This is a genomic window from Nocardia sp. NPDC059154, assembly GCF_042755705.1.
Classification (GTDB): Bacteria; Actinomycetota; Actinomycetes; order Mycobacteriales; family Mycobacteriaceae; genus Nocardia.
In genome coordinates, this window is sequence record NZ_JBHZCS010000004.1 from 229091 (window position 1) to 243486 (window position 14396).

The following is a 14396-nucleotide window of genomic DNA, read 5'->3' on the forward strand; positions in this document are numbered from 1 at the left end:
GGGCCCGCTGCGACATTCGCGGCGGGCCCGATTCATGCTGTCGCCCGGTACGGCGTCGGGTCAGTGGCGATCCAGGTCAGGTATTTGTCCCGCACCCCCCGGTACAGATCGGTGAGGATGCCGTCGGGTGTTGCCGCGGGTCCCTGGGGGCGGCCCTGTGCGATGGCTATCTCGATCGCGCTGTGTGGTGCGATGCAGGCGAGGTAGCCGGTGCAGCGGACCATCGGCCAGACCTGCACGTCGGGCGGTGCGTTGTCGAGCACATTGGTCCACGATCCGTCGAACTGACGCACGAACACTTCCCCGACGAACCGTCCGAACCGATCGATCAGGGCGCGATTCTCAGGGGCGAGGATGCCACGACGATCCACGATCCGTGTACGTGCCACCCGCACGGCGGCCTGCAGCCCCGGCAATGTCCAGGGGTCGTCGAGCGCGCCCACACTCGGCGCGTCCTGCGCGAAGAACAACTCCAGCGCAGCGGCATGCCCAGCCAACCAGGCACCATATTCGTCCAACAGCGATTCGGCCGACAACGAAACCTGTTGCACGACACCATCATCGAGGATCGCCACTGCCCTACCCCTTTCGGAATTCGGGCTGCCACCAGACCCGCCGAGCTCACCAGCAGCCCTACCGCCGACAACACAACCCCAGACCACTGCGCTGGTCCCCGTACCTGACGCCCGACCACCGCGCAGCAAACCAATAGCACCCTTCGAGCTCATTCCCGAATCCTTGGCGGCGAACATGGCTCAAGTGGGAAGATCACCGTAACGGACGAATGACCACATAACTCCCATCGAGATCGAACGGATACACAGGCCGACAACAGCTACCTGTCGGTGACCATTCGCGCCCTTGACCGGGCATTGAGCGATCTCCGTCGTTCTTTACGGCCGCCATGACCTGAACCCGGCGTCCGGGGTTGACTTGGAGTGTGCTCCAGATTCTAGGTTCGGGGCATGAGCAAAATCCTTGTGACTGGAGCCAACAAAGGGATCGGCTTCGAGACTGCGCGGCGACTCGTAGCGGACGGGCACACGGTGTATCTCGGGAGCCGGGACGCCGAGCGGGGGCGGCAGGCAGCGAGAGAGGTGGGGGCGCAGGCGATTCGGATCGATATCACCGATGAGGGATCCGTGGTCGCGGCTGCGGAGGAGATTCGGGCCGAGGGTGGGCTGGATGTGCTGGTCAACAATGCGGGTATCCAGGCGGAGATGAGTGCGGACGGGCTTGTGGTCGGGGCGGACGGGCTGACGGCGGAGATCATGCGGGAGACGTTCGAGACCAATGTGTTCGGGACGGTGCGGGTGCTGCACGCGTTTCTGCCCGTGCTACAGGAGTCCGCGGCGGCGGTGGTCGTGAATGTCAGCAGTGGGCTGGCCTCGCTGACCGGGGTCGCCACGCCGGGCAGTCCGGCCCATGCGTATCCCGGTGTGGCCTATCCGGCGTCGAAGACGGCGGTCAATATGCTGACCATTCAGTACGCCAAGGCTTTTCCGTGGCTGCGCATCAATTCGGTCGAGCCCGGCTACACGAAGACCGATCTCAACAACAACAGCGGACATCAGACAGTTCAGGAAGCGGCCGAGATTATCGTGCGGATGGCGCTGATCGGCGCGGACGGCCCGACCGGCGGCTTCTTCGATATCAATGGCCCGCTGCCCTGGTAGTCCCGCGCTGAAGTCGGCCGCCCGCTGTTTTCGCTATGGCCAGCGTGCGGCGTCACCGCCTCCGGCGATCTTGGCGCTGAGCACCGGAATCTGTGCGCGGAGGGACTCGATCAATTGCGCCGGGATCCGCCGGAGATCATCTTCGGTCGTCAGCACAGCAGACAGCGCCTGCGGGAGCAGGGTTCGGCCCAGTGGTGTTCCGTCCGGGAATGTTTCGTCGAGGGCGCGGAGTATCAGCTCGACGGCGTCGAGCCGGCCCCACAGGTAGTCGTTCTCCCGGTCGGGTGCGTGGGCGAACGCGCCGAAGTGGTGCAGCTCGACACCCTTGAGCTTGCCCGCGCCGAGCGGCTGGAGTGCGGTCGCGCGAAGGGGGCTGAACTGAGTCATCGGAATGGGAGTGAATTGCGGTAGGTACGACAACGAGATCGTCGGGAACAACAGCCCGTCCCAGAGCGGGAAGCCCAGGTACCGGCTGGCCAGGAGGATACGATCGCGCTTGCTCCACATCTGAGTCGTCGCCGCGAACGCGTCCCAGAGCGCCTGTCCACCGTTTCCGAGTCTTTCCTGAATCTGTTCTGCGTAAGCGGTTTTGAGGTCGGTGAAACTCTTCGCATTCTCCTCGCATCCGGCGAAGTCCTCCGGCGTCCGAAACCTCTCGCCCTCGAACACGTTGGCTTGCAACCGTTGTGGGCGCAGAAAGTCGAGCAGCCCCTTGTCGGCCAGGGCTCGAATCGCGGCAACGGGTGCAGCCGTTATCTCATCCAGCTGCGACCATGCCTGGCCCTTGAGATCGTTGATATCCGCCCGCGGCGGCCCGCCCTCGGCCGTATAGAGCTTGTTGAGCCCAGCGAGGATGAACATGATCCGGCGCTGCCGATACGGGGTATCGATGTGTTGCAGGAGCGTGGACAGTTCCGCGGAGTCGTTTGCGGTCCAGCATGGTTGCCGGCGCAGCCAGGCGGCCATGGCGCATCGGATGAACACCGCGGTCCCCGATTCGCCAGGCAATGCGAAATGTTGCACGATCGCGTCCGCGATGCATCGGGCGGCTGCCTCGACCTTCAGCCGTTGATAGGTATTCCAGGTCGAACCGAGTGCGGTTACGGCTTCGGCGTGCATGTTGTCCGAAACCTCCTGGAATTTCTCCTGGTCGCTCAAGAAGCCGAGTGCGGGCATTGCCTCGATGGCCGTACCGAGATCTTGCGAATTGACCTGTGGCACAGCCTGTTCGCAACCAGGTATCGATGCGACGGCAGCGCTGATCCGGTCGAGAACCTCGATCTCCTGGCGCATGGCGATGGCGCCCATCTCGGTGATCTTCTCGTTCATGTCACGCAGTCGGATCAGATCTCTGATCAGTGATCGGCTGCCCCTGATTCCGACGAGCACCTTCTGAACATCCGCTGCCCAACTGCGTTTCGCGGCCTTGCCGCTGTTGGTGTCGGCAGGTGGAGCCGAGAGAGCGCATCCCGGATCCGGCTCGATGTAGACGAGCCGGCGATGCACCTCGGTGGACGACCGCCTGCGGCTGATCGCGTCGACGACGAGGTCGAACGGCGCATTGTCGAGCACGCCGCCGTCCACGAACCAGGCGACGTCCGCGTTACGGCCGTCTTCTTGATAGCTGTAGTGGAAGAGATCGGTATTCACGCGTGTGTCCGGAGGAAACTGAGCCTGGGCCGGGAAGGTTCCAGGATTGACCGGTTCGAACGCACCGGGGAAGGCGGAGGTCGCCCTCGCCGCGAAGGACAGGGTCGGTGTCGCCTGCGGGCCGAATGCGTCCTTATTGTTGTCGTCCCGGAGGAACTCGAGTACCTGCGCATGCTCCCGGTCCCGCTGACCCACACCGCCATCGCTCGACGCGACCGCTACGTCGAATCCGTTGAGATCGGTCGTGGTCACGAAGAGCGACAACTCACCGGTTCGCGAAATCAGCGTTTCGGCCGCGGGCCCGCGCGAATTCGCCGACCAGGCGACCGGTCGCTTCTCATCCATCCCGGCCAGCGCCTGATACAGGAGCCGCGACATGACTTCGCCGTTCAATACCGCGCGATCGGTCCAGAAGGTAGCCAACTTGCCGATGAACGCGAGCGCCGTGCGCAGCTTCGGCCCGCCGATATGCACACTGCGTGCCAATATTCCCAGGTCGGCCTCGTCGATCCAGAGCCGCTTCAACGGTCCCTGATCCGCGTTCTGCGCGATGGCCTTGCCGAGGACTACGCCGTTGATGCCCCCGGCGGAGGTTCCGGCGATGATGTCGATCCCAACCGACAGCGGCTGCCCCTTCGCCTGCATCTGCGAAAGGACGTCGAAGTAGACGCTTTCCGTATCCGATGGTTGACCATCGGCTCCCACGAACGGATTCACGACCTGCGAGTCGCTTTCCAGAATTTGATCCAGAGCACGCGATGCGCGGACGAGTTTGTGCAGTTCTTTAGTTATGCCATGCATGTAAATGGCAAGCGATACACCGCCATAACAGACGAGCGCTATACGCAGTTCAGCAGGTTCGGCATCCCGAGACATCGAGGTCCCCCCTTATTGAGACACCCGGATAGTTGATGCCATCACCCTATCCCCCGGCCGCCTGGACAACCTGCGTATTGCACTACTCGATTCGATACGGAGACTGCCAATAATCTGGACTGCCGACCAGAATCGTGACGCAGTCTATTCCTGAACACGTATCACAAACAAAGTTCGGTCACGGAATTGTCTTCCAGTAGATTCGCGGTCCGAATGTCCCCGTGCATGGTCCGGCGATCGGACCGGCGGCCCTGCCGCGTGATCTCCTGGTCGCTGGCCCCGCCGAGGGCTGCCTGCGTGGCGAAACCGGCGCGCAGGGCGTGGCCGTCCTCCGCACATGACCGACCAGTCGTGCCAAGCCAGAGACCTTGCGTGCCTACCAGCTTTCCTCAGATGCCAGGCCCAGCCGGATACGCGAAACTCGTTGGCACCGGCGGAACTTCGCGCCCGCCGGTATTGATCCGGGCACTACGCGGCGCGCTGCGCGCGGCACCGCGCAGGGAATGCACCCCCGTGTTACCGGCGGCAGACTTCAGACTCCCGCCACCGGTGGCGCCGTAGGACCTCCGGTGCCCAGCAGTTGCGCTGGGCAGCGCATGCAGTGCCGGGGCAGCTCGGCCCGGACGCAGTCTCCACAGTGTCCGGGCCGTCGCACCATCGGGTATCCAATGCAAGAAGGGACCGCTACGCCGGCGGGGTCGAGATCGGTTCGAAAACGCGGTGGCCCGCCGCAGCGACATGGCCAGGTCGATAGGCCGCGTCGGCGGGGCCGGTGACAACGATGCCACGGAGGGGTTCTTCGTGCTGCTGCACAGCAACGTCCTCGACCGCCGATCCTGGTGCAGCCGTGAGGAATTGCGCATCGCGATCGTCACCTGGATCGAACGGACCTACCAACTCGCCCGCCCTCATCGCGTGAGGCCTGGTTGGCCGCAGCGATTCCCGATCAGATCGCGACGCCGACCAGGTGCCCGATCACATAGGTGGTGATCATGGCGAGCGCACCGCCCGCGAGTACACGCACGGTCGCCCGCGCCACCGGCGCCTGGCCGAGCCGGGCGCCCACGGCCCCGGTCAAGGCCAGTGCGGCGAGCACCGCGGCCATGGTGAGTGGTACCCGGATCGCCTGGGGCGTCAGGATCGCCAGCAGGGGCAGCAGCGCGCCCAGCGTGAACGACAGCGCCGAGGACAGCGCGGCGTGCAGCGGGTTGGTCAGTTCGTCCGGGTCGATGCCGAGCTCGGCCTCCGCGTGCGCGGTGAACGCGTCCCGGGCCGTGAGTTCTTCCGCCACAGCCTGAGCCGTGACCGGCGAGAGGCCCTTCGCCCGATAGATGGCCGCGAGCTCCGCCAGTTCGGCCTCGGGCTGCTCGGCCAATTCGCGTCGCTCGGTTTCCAGTAGCGCGCGCTCGCTGTCGCGCTGGGTACTCACCGAGACGTACTCGCCCAAGGCCATCGAGACCGCGCCGGCCGCGAGTCCGGCCACGCCCGCGGTCATGATCGCGGTGCTGTTGCTGGTGGCCGCCGCCACACCGACCACAATGCCTGCCACGGAGACGATTCCATCGTTGGCTCCCAATACGCCGGCGCGCAGCCAATTCAGGCGCGTCGCCAATCCCACCGCATGCGGTTCGGTCGGTTGCGCGACCGCCACCGACCCGTCGAAATCGTCCCTCACGAGGGGAACGGTAATGCTTCAGAGGGTTTCCCGCCAGCAAAGAGAGGCTCACCGAAATTAGGTAATGCATTGCATACCAAGCATTTTCGGTGGTATTCGCGGTGGTGTGGGCGCGGACACTCCGATCGCGACACGTTTGCGAGGGGCAGTTTCTCGGCCGATCACCCTATGTTCGGCGCAGGTTAGCCGTAGCGTTGACACCGGCGCCAGGCGGATCAGTTCAAGAGAGCGGCGAGATGCGGCCACAACCATCAGCGATCGGATTCCTCCGGCACGATGTGTCGGGGGCACAGCAACACTGGGACGAGGCTCAGATCCAGCATCTGGCTCGCCGGCTCGGCTACGACCTGTGCAAGACCCTGGTCTTCGGCCCCGAGACCGATCGCCCGTTCGTGCGCGTACGCACGCTGATCTCCCGCGTCGAGGCCGATGCGGTGATCGTCCCCAGCCTCGCGCATTTCGGCGGCCTGATACCCGACGATATCGTGCAGGTCGCCGACATCATTACGGTGAATCCCGAAAATACTTACGCGCGCTGGGCAATTCGTCCCGAGTGAATCCGGTCAGGAAGTCGGAGCGCATTGTGTCGAGCCCCCGTTCACCTCACCCGGGAGCCATGATTCCCCGGTCGTGCCGCCATTGTCGGAACAATGCACCGTGTAGTTGTCCGAGCGCCTCGAGATATCGAAAGCGCCGGTGATCAATCCCATGGCAGGCGCCCCGCCTCCCGCGGACACGCAATTCCCGGTCCCGAGCCCGTGCCCGTCCATCGTGACCTGCACCTCGTCGCACACGTAGCGCTGCCCATCGGCGTGAGCCGCCGGCGAGACCGCCACGGCGGCCGTGAATATCGCGAGCCCCACCACCCCGAATCCCACGCCCCGAACCATTCGAATCCTCATAGTCCACACCTCCGCACCCTCGGATCAGTGTGTTCTCAGCCTAATCCTCACATTTACCGACGACCATGCATAGCTGCAGGCAAAACCCGGGTGGCCCTGCCGCCCATGCATGGTCGTCGACGAATTCGGTCAGTTGTCGTGCAGGATTTCGCGCAGACGCTTGGCGAAGGCGTCGGGCTGTTCCATGAAACCGCCGTGGCCGCCGGGGAAAAGGGTCGGTTCGATGCCGAGCTCGGTGCCGACGGCCCGGGAGGTGTGGTCGCAGAACTTGTCGGCGGATTCGTCGCCGATGCCGATGATGATCTTCGTCGGGGTGGCGCGGAGTGCGTCGAGGGAGGGCTGCCAGCCGGAGGTGGTGTGCAGCTCGTGGCGGTAGAAGAAGTCGTCGGAGGCGATCGACTGCGGGTCCCGCTCGCCGCCGAACATCTCCTGCAGCACTTCCTCGGGCATGAACAGGCCGGTCATGGCGAAGAATTTGCGGACCGCGCCGAGCACATCGCCGGTCTCGTAGACGGCCCGGACCTCGTCGGTCCGAGCACGCAGCTCGTCGCGATCGGAGAGCAGTTCGCGCAGCGGCGGCTCGTGTGCAATGAGGGTCGGCACGAGATCGGGCCGGGCGATGGCCAGCGCCAGACCGGTGATCGCCCCACCGCTGGACCCGAGCACGGTGGCCGGGCCCTGGCCGACATGGGTGAGCACACGGGCGAGGTCGTCGGCGCGCAGTTCCGGAGTCGAGTCCTTGTCGGTGTCGTTGACCGGGCTGCGGCCGTGGCCCCGCGGGTCGCTGCAGAGCACGGTGTAGTCGGGGGCGAGCAGTTCGGCCAGCGCGCCGAACGGTCCGGAATCCATCGGCGCGCCGATCAGGGCGATCAGTGGGCCGCTGCCGCGGACTTCGTAGTAGATGGTGCCGTCCGGCACGGCGACGGTTCCGGAGGTAACGGGTGCGGTCGAGGTCATGGTTGCTCCAAGTGGTCAGTACATGGACACCGGTTATGACGTTACGACCGCGCCGAATTCATTGCTGCGCGAATGGAAAAGGTGTGAACCTGAAGATGTCAGCGGGCCTGGCGGGGTTCGGGCAGCGCACAGGTCATGCCCTCGGCCATACCGGCCGGGCGTACGCCGAGTGCCTGATTGACGCGCGCACGCTGGTTCTCCCACGCAATGGCCGCGGCCAGTTCGGCGAGCTGGGCCTTGCTCAGGTGGGTCAGCAGCCGGGCGCGAAACTCACTCAGATCGAGTGAGGTCGGCGTGAGAGTCATGGCCTCGGCGTAGGAGAGGACGAGTTTCTCCAGATCGCTGTACGCGTCGCTGTCCCGATACTTCGGCAGCTCGGTGACCTGGGCTTCGGTGAGTCCGCCATAGTGGGCCAGCGTCGAACCGATGTCGAGGCAGAACTGGCAGTTCACCAGAGCGGCGGCCTTGAGCTCGGCCAGGTCCTTCAGATGCGGGTCGACCCGGTTGGAGAACAGCAGCATCGTCTCCTGGATCATGGTGCCGACCAGCAGCTGCGGCCGCCGGATGAGCCAGCCGACGAGATCTGTCCGATTACGGCGAGCCCGCCGCATCGCCTTGACGTAGTTCAGGATTCGGGTGATTACTCGCATGCGCTCCACTCCCCTTCGCGTTCGCGGATGCTCCCTTGAAGACATCGTAAGCAGAAAACGACGAGACGTAGTAGATATTGCCTCATGACCGGGCGAACCCTCCTGGGCCTGGCCGCGCTGCGATCGAGCGTCAACCGATCTCGAAGCCATCCTCCAGATAGACCGTGATCCCCGCCGTTTTGGCCCGGTGCGCTCCCGCCACGCGCCGGGCCAGAACCGCGGGCAGCAGCCGTGTCGCCGTCTCGGTGTCACACCACGCCCAGCTCCGAAGTTCGTCCGCCGGAAGGGTTATCGCGTCGATCTGCTCGGCGGCCAGCAGCCCGCCGTCGTACACCATCATCACCCCGTCGTCGGGATACAGACCGGCGGGCACCCAGTCGACCGCCAGCAGCCGCCCGATCGGCACACTCAGCCCCAGCTCCTCGCGGATCTCCCGCACGGCCGCACGGTAGGGCGATTCACCGGCCTCGACGACACCGCCGGGCACCTCCCAGTACGGCTTGTAGGTCGGTTCGACCAGCAGCACCCGGTCCTGCTCGTCGACGAACAGCGCACCCGCACCCATGCGCTTGCGAGGCAGTCCGGCGACATAGTCGTTCAGTTCGGAACCCATGCGGCACAACAGTAACCGGCACCTTCCGGCCTCGGTCGAGCTTGACCGAGCGAGCGGCGGACTGGCGGAACGAGTCAGTTCCCGTGGCTCACGAAGGTGGTGTCGAGAAGCGTCCGGTAGTCGGGTAGCGGGGTCGATCGGTCGACCGCCCCCTGTTCTTTCGCCCAGCTCGCGAGCGCGCCGAGGGTATCGGCGAGGTCCGGTCGCAACTGCAGGGCATAGTCGAACTCCAGGAGGATCTTCCGGATGAGGTCCGCGGACAACTGGGTGGCGGTGGAGACCGCGGACACCGCGGCGTCGGATCGTGCGGTCAGCTGCGCTCCGGCGTCGTTCAACGCGGCGAAGAAGGCGGTCAGAGCCGCCGATTTCGCCGAGATCGCGGTATCGCTCGCGAGGTACAGGCTGTGCTGGTTGTAGCTCCCACCGGCGAGCTGGACCGCGTCGTCGCCCAGCGCCTCGGCCACCTGGGCCTGGTAGGGCTGGAAGATCGACACGGCGTCGACATTGTGCTGCCTGGCAGCGGTGACCGTCGCGGACGGCGCCAGCTGAACGAGATTCGCCGAAATCTTGTTGTGCGAGAGCACATCCGAGGCGAAGAAGGCCGCGCTGGTGCCCAGCGGTGTGCCGATCGAATGCCCGGCGAGGTTGTCGAGGGAGGTGATGCCGGCGCTGCGCCGGGCCACGATGCGGGAACCCTGCCACCGGGATCCGTCGCCCACGATGCGCAGTGCCGGTGAGCGGGTCAAGGTGGCCGCGGCCGGAACATCGGCGGCGGTGGCGATGTCGAGCTGGTGGGCCGCGAGCGCCTGCAACGCCTCCACTCCGGTCGAGAAGTTGACGACCTTGACCTTCACGTCGTGGTTCGCGAAATATCCGGACTGCTGGGCCACCGGGATCTGGGCCCACGACGGGTCGACCACGAATCCCACGGTGAGCGTCTTCGGGTCGGAATTGCCGGCTGTGCCGCAGGCGGTGAGCGGCCCGAGCAGCGCGAGGAGTGCGACGGCGGCCGTCAGCGGGCGGATGAGTTTCTTCACGGCTGATCTTCTTTTCGTAATTCACGGATTGGGCTGAATCGCTTGGCCGGCAACAGGTGCCGGTCTACGCCGTCACGCTCTCGACACCGAGTTCGTGGTGGAGGATGCGCCGCAGCTCGCTGTAGCCGGGCTGATCGGCGAGGGCATCGGCGGGGCGGGGTCGCGGGAGCGGATTGGGGATCCGGTTGGTGATCCGGCCGCCGCCGAGCACACTGATGGTGTCGGACAACCGAATTGCCTCGTCCACGTCGTGGGTGACGAAGACGATGGTGCGGCGCAGCCGATTCCACAGGTCGATGAGCAGGTCCTGCATCTTCAGCCGGGTGAGCGCGTCGAGCGCGGCGAAGGGCTCGTCCATCAGCATGATGTCGGGTTCACCGGCGAGCATGCGCGCGATCCCGACACGCTGGCGCATTCCGCCGGAGAGCTGCGTGGGTCGTTTGCCGCGTACCTCACCGGGCAGCCCGACCAGGCCGATCAGCTCGTCGATCCGGCTGCGGCGCAGCCGGGCCGGAACCCCGTGTGCCCGTAGCGCGAAGTCGATATTGCCCGCGACACTCAGCCACGGAAACAACACGTCGCGCTGGAAGGCGACGCCGCGACGCGGGTCGGGCGCGAGCACCGGTACGCCGTTGTCGGTGACTGTGCCCGATGTCGGGGTGATGAGCCCGGCGAGGCAGTGCAGCAGCGTCGATAGTCCGCCGACGCGCCCGCGGCGCCGATCGAGGTCCAGCTCAGTATCGGTGAGACCTGCGGCTGCACCCCGGACCGGACCACGTCCCAGCTCGACTGATCCGCTCTCCATCGAACCGAACCGGAATCTCGTTTGGCGAACCATGCAAACCTATGTATATTAGGTTTTACCCTCATGTACCTAGGTTAGGTGCTGTTCTGCCACCTGCGGTTGCCATACAGTCCGAATTCGAAAGAGGAGATACCGCAATGAGATCCGAGATGTTGCGCGTACCCGGCGCGTCCCTCTACTACGAGGTGCGCGGCAGCGGGCCGCTGGTGCTGTTCCTGCCCGGCGGCGGGGGTGACGCGGCCTCGGTCGATCCGATCGCCGAGGTGCTCGAGGACCGGTTCACGGTGGTGTCGCTGGATCCGCGCGGGTATTCGCGCAGCGTGCTGGACGGGCCACAGCAGACACAGCGGGTCGAGGTGCAGAGCGATGACGCGTTCAGGCTGCTCGGCCATCTCACCGAAGAGCCCGCGTTCGTGGTCGGCGGCAGTGCGGGTGCGATCGTCGGCCTGGATCTACTGGCCCGGCATCCGGATCGGGTGCGTCTCCTGGTGGCGCACGAACCGCCGTGCTTCGCGGTACTTCCCGATGCCGCCGAACAGCGCGCCATGATCGAGGAGGTCTACACACTGTTCCGCACCGAGGGCCCGGCCGCGGCGGGCGCGCGCTTCCTGGCCGGGATCGGCCATGCGATGAAGCCGTCTCCCGTACCCGCCGAGCTACCGCCGCGCGCCGCCGAGATGTGGGCGCGGCTGGCTGCCAACGGTCCGCTCATGCTGGAGTACGAACTACGAGAATTCACCTCGTACCTGCCCGATTATGAGGCGCTGGCCCCGGTGGCCGACCGGGTGGTCCTGGCGGTCGGGCACGAGACGCGAGGTTGCCTGCCGTACCGCCCCGCCGTGGAGATCGCCCGCCGGATCGGCCGCGAAGTCACCGAATTCCCCGGCGCCCACAATGGAATGCGCACCGAAGCACCCGAATTCGCCGCGCAACTGGCCGACGCCATGACCGCCCGCCTACGGGCCGAAAGCACCGGCCACTGTTAGCGTCAGCGCATGATCACCGGCGCACACACCATCCTGTATGCCGAGGACGCCGAGGCGGCGCGGGCCTTCTTCCGTGACGTCCTCGGCCTGGCCCACGTCGACGCGCACGACGGATGGCTGATCTTCAAGTCACCGCCCGCCGAACTCGCGGTCCATCCCGCGGCCGCCCCGGACAGCGGCCGCGCCGAGCTGTACCTCATGTGCGACGACCTGGCCGCCGCCATGGACGACCTGCACGCGAAGGGCGTCGAATTCACCTCGGAGGTCACCAATGCGGGCTGGGGCATGCTCACCATGCTGAAGGTGCCCGGCGCCGGCGAGATCGGGCTGTATCAGCCCCGCCACGCCACCGCCTACGATCTGCCCTAGTTGTTCATCGGATGCTTTGCGCCCGTTCGCTTTTCGTGACAGCCTGAACCGACGGCCGATACCCGGACCGGATGCGAAGGGCGAGACATGATTCTGGTGACGGGCGCGACGGGCAATGTCGGCGCCGAACTCGTGCGGGCGCTGGCAGGTGGCCCGGAACCGGTGCGGGCGGTGGTCCGCGATCCCGCGAAGGCCGCCCTCCCTGCCGGTGTGGAGGCGGTCGCGGGCGACATGACCGCGCCCGACACTCTGGCGGCCGCGCTGACCGGGGTTCGGGCGCTGTTCCTGCTGCCCGGCTACCCCGGGATCGCGCAGGCAGCCGCCAAGGCCGGGGTCGAACACATCGTCCAACTGTCCGGTGTCTCCGCGGCGACCGGTGACACCGGCAATGCGGTCACCCGCTACATGATGGCGTCCGAGCAGGAGATCACCGACTGTGGCGCAGCATGGACGATCGTGCGTCCCTGCGCTTTCGGCTCCAATGCCCTGCGCTGGCTGCCGCAACTCCGGGCGGGCAATACCGTGCGGGTCCCGTTCCCGACCGTGCGAACCGCGAGCCTGGATCCCTTCGATTTGGCCGCTGTCGCCGCGCACGCCTTCGTCGACCCCGCACTGCGGGGCGAAATCCTGTGGCCCACCGGGCCCGAATCCCTGCTGCCCGCCGAACAGATCGCCATTCTCGGCGACGTACTCGGTCGGGACCTGGAATGCGTCGGCCTGAGCGACGAGGACGCCCGCGCCGACATGTTGAAATCCACGCCCGTCGAATACGTGGACGCGTTCTTCGACTTCTACGTCGCCGGCGCGATCGACGAGTCCATCGTGCGGCCCACCGTCGAGCAGGTCACCGGCCGTGCACCGCGAACCTTCCGGCAATGGACCACAATTCACGCCGGAGCCTTCCGCCGGGCGGGCACGGACACGTAGGTGGCCGCGCGCAACAGCCACCCCACCGGACCGTGCGGGTGCCGTCGCAACCACCAGGCTCACCCGCAACTGCACCATAGGTCAGAACCGCGAGAACGCCGACCCCTGCGGACGGCATGCGATCGGCCAGCGCCAGACCGTATCCGGTGTAGAGAGCTATCCACAGTCATCCCATGGTCGGCACGCGCGGCCAGACTCGTCAGGATCGCCTCAGGAGAACAGCATGCGCCGCGCGACCGGCCGCAGCTGTGGCGGATCGAGGTTTCAGTCACGCAGCAGGTCGATGAGTTTGGTTTCCGAGAGGTCGCCGTGCCCGGCGTCGACCAGGCGCTGGAAGATCTGCTCGGCGGTGTGGCCGAGGGTGGCGGGGGTGCCGACCGCATCGGCCAGTTCCACGCCGATCCGGGTGTCCTTCAAACGGAGCGCCGCGGTGAAGGCGATATCGCGGTCATGGACGCCGGCCGTCATCTCCTGACACATGCGGATGACGGTCGGGCTGGCTGCCCCGCCTCGCGACAGGGTGTCGGTGACGACGGCCAGGTCGAGTCCGGCGAGTTCGGCGGTGCGCAGCGCTTCGGCGGTGGCGGCGATCTGGATGGAGCCCAGCAGATTCTGGATGAGCTTGTAGCTCGTGCCCGCCCCGACCGCCCCGAAATGCACGATGTCGATGCACAGCGGCGCCAGCAGCGGACGCGCCGCGTCGAGATGCGCAGCGTCCGCGCCGACGAACAGCGTCAGCCGCCCCGCAGCCGCCGCGTCCGGCAACCCGGTCACCGGCGAGTCGAGATAACGAAGACCTTGTGCTGCAGCATGTTTCGCCAGTTCCAGCACCCACGGCCGGGAGATGGTCGAAAACTCCACCGCGAACGCGCCGGGCGCATACTCCCCTGCCAGCGCGCCATCCGCGCCCAGCCATGCCGCCCGCGAGGCGTCATCGTCGGCCACCATGGCGAAAACGGCCTCGGCGCCACGCACCGCCTCCCGAGGGGTCGCCGCGAATGCCGCTCCCGCCCCGATGAGTTCGTCCGCCTTCGCCGGCGTCCGATTGAACACCGTCACCTCGTGCCCGGCATCCACCAGCCGCCCCGCCATCCCCGCACCCATACGCCCGACACCCAGAAACGCAATCCTCGCCACCCGCCGAACCCTACCGAGCCCGAACATATCCGGATGAACGGATTTCGGCTTGCACTAGGCACCCTGGCCCAGATGCGAGATCGAATCAGCGGCCGACCGGCTCCCGGCCACGCTTCGGCTGCGATCAGCCGAGGGT

The 14396-nt window shown here is 66.2% G+C and carries 15 protein-coding genes and 1 pseudogene; 6 read left to right on the forward strand and 10 right to left on the reverse strand.

Annotated features, from left to right (window positions below):
• Positions 1–32: 32 nt before the first annotated feature.
• Positions 33–752, reverse strand: coding sequence for a hypothetical protein (locus tag ACFXN1_RS06150; RefSeq protein WP_379397028.1), 720 nt, complete (start codon positions 750–752; stop codon positions 33–35).
• Between the two features lie 213 nt (positions 753–965).
• On the opposite strand from ACFXN1_RS06150, the gene ACFXN1_RS06155 reads away from it, so the two are divergent.
• A complete protein-coding gene (locus ACFXN1_RS06155) occupies positions 966–1676 on the forward strand; it encodes an SDR family NAD(P)-dependent oxidoreductase (protein WP_379440893.1) in 711 nt (236 codons plus the stop codon).
• Positions 1677–1709: 33 nt separating this feature from the next.
• Here ACFXN1_RS06155 and ACFXN1_RS06160 read toward each other — a convergent pair whose 3' ends face one another.
• Positions 1710–4202 carry a patatin-like protein gene (locus ACFXN1_RS06160; RefSeq protein WP_379440891.1) on the reverse strand — a complete coding sequence of 831 codons (2493 nt, stop codon included), beginning with the start codon at positions 4200–4202 and terminating at the stop codon, positions 1710–1712.
• Between the two features lie 747 nt (positions 4203–4949).
• Here ACFXN1_RS06160 and ACFXN1_RS06165 point away from each other — a divergent pair.
• Positions 4950–5117, forward strand: a pseudogene (locus ACFXN1_RS06165) (IS3 family transposase); the annotation flags it as partial.
• Between the two features lie 31 nt (positions 5118–5148).
• Here ACFXN1_RS06165 and ACFXN1_RS06170 read toward each other — a convergent pair.
• Positions 5149–5877: a VIT family protein gene (locus ACFXN1_RS06170; protein ID WP_379440890.1), complete on the reverse strand. Its 729-nt coding sequence runs from the start codon at positions 5875–5877 to the stop codon at positions 5149–5151.
• A gap of 278 nt (positions 5878–6155) precedes the next feature.
• On the opposite strand from ACFXN1_RS06170, the gene ACFXN1_RS06175 reads away from it, so the two are divergent.
• A complete protein-coding gene (locus ACFXN1_RS06175) occupies positions 6156–6434 on the forward strand; it encodes a hypothetical protein (RefSeq protein WP_379440888.1) in 279 nt (92 codons plus the stop codon).
• 474 nt (positions 6435–6908) lie between these two features.
• Here ACFXN1_RS06175 and ACFXN1_RS06180 read toward each other — a convergent pair whose 3' ends face one another.
• The 5 genes from ACFXN1_RS06180 to ACFXN1_RS06200 all read right to left on the reverse strand — a co-directional run bounded on the left by ACFXN1_RS06180 (position 6909) and on the right by ACFXN1_RS06200 (position 10841).
• Complete coding sequence (locus ACFXN1_RS06180; RefSeq protein WP_379440887.1) at positions 6909–7736, reverse strand: alpha/beta fold hydrolase; 828 nt, start codon at positions 7734–7736, stop codon at positions 6909–6911.
• Positions 7737–7834: 98 nt separating this feature from the next.
• Positions 7835–8386, reverse strand: coding sequence for a carboxymuconolactone decarboxylase family protein (locus ACFXN1_RS06185; protein WP_379440885.1), 552 nt, complete (start codon positions 8384–8386; stop codon positions 7835–7837).
• A gap of 130 nt (positions 8387–8516) precedes the next feature.
• Complete coding sequence (locus ACFXN1_RS06190) at positions 8517–8999, reverse strand: NUDIX domain-containing protein (RefSeq protein WP_379440884.1); 483 nt, start codon at positions 8997–8999, stop codon at positions 8517–8519.
• A gap of 74 nt (positions 9000–9073) precedes the next feature.
• Positions 9074–10036: an ABC transporter substrate-binding protein gene (locus tag ACFXN1_RS06195; protein ID WP_379440882.1), complete on the reverse strand. Its 963-nt coding sequence runs from the start codon at positions 10034–10036 to the stop codon at positions 9074–9076.
• Positions 10037–10100: 64 nt separating this feature from the next.
• On the reverse strand, positions 10101–10841 hold the full coding sequence (locus ACFXN1_RS06200; RefSeq protein ID WP_379440881.1) for an ABC transporter ATP-binding protein: 741 nt from the start codon (positions 10839–10841) through the stop codon (positions 10101–10103).
• Positions 10842–10978: 137 nt separating this feature from the next.
• Here ACFXN1_RS06200 and ACFXN1_RS06205 point away from each other — a divergent pair, with 137 nt between their 5' ends.
• From ACFXN1_RS06205 to ACFXN1_RS06215, 3 genes are all read left to right on the forward strand, one after another.
• Positions 10979–11827 carry an alpha/beta fold hydrolase gene (locus ACFXN1_RS06205; RefSeq protein ID WP_379440879.1) on the forward strand — a complete coding sequence of 283 codons (849 nt, stop codon included), beginning with the start codon at positions 10979–10981 and terminating at the stop codon, positions 11825–11827.
• Positions 11828–11836: 9 nt separating this feature from the next.
• Entirely contained in the window at positions 11837–12196 is a 360-nt protein-coding gene (locus ACFXN1_RS06210) for a VOC family protein (RefSeq protein WP_354832850.1), read from the forward strand.
• Positions 12197–12283: 87 nt separating this feature from the next.
• Positions 12284–13123, forward strand: a complete 840-nt coding sequence (locus ACFXN1_RS06215; protein ID WP_379440878.1) for an NAD(P)H-binding protein — start codon at positions 12284–12286, stop codon at positions 13121–13123.
• On the opposite strand, the gene ACFXN1_RS06220 is transcribed toward ACFXN1_RS06215, so the two are convergent.
• Complete coding sequence (locus ACFXN1_RS06220) at positions 13084–13173, reverse strand: hypothetical protein (RefSeq protein WP_379440876.1); 90 nt, start codon at positions 13171–13173, stop codon at positions 13084–13086. The two genes, ACFXN1_RS06215 and ACFXN1_RS06220, sit on opposite strands and share 40 nt — an antisense overlap.
• 214 nt (positions 13174–13387) lie before the next feature.
• Positions 13388–14260, reverse strand: coding sequence for an NAD(P)-dependent oxidoreductase (locus tag ACFXN1_RS06225; RefSeq protein ID WP_379440875.1), 873 nt, complete (start codon positions 14258–14260; stop codon positions 13388–13390).
• Positions 14261–14396: the final 136 nt, after the last annotated feature.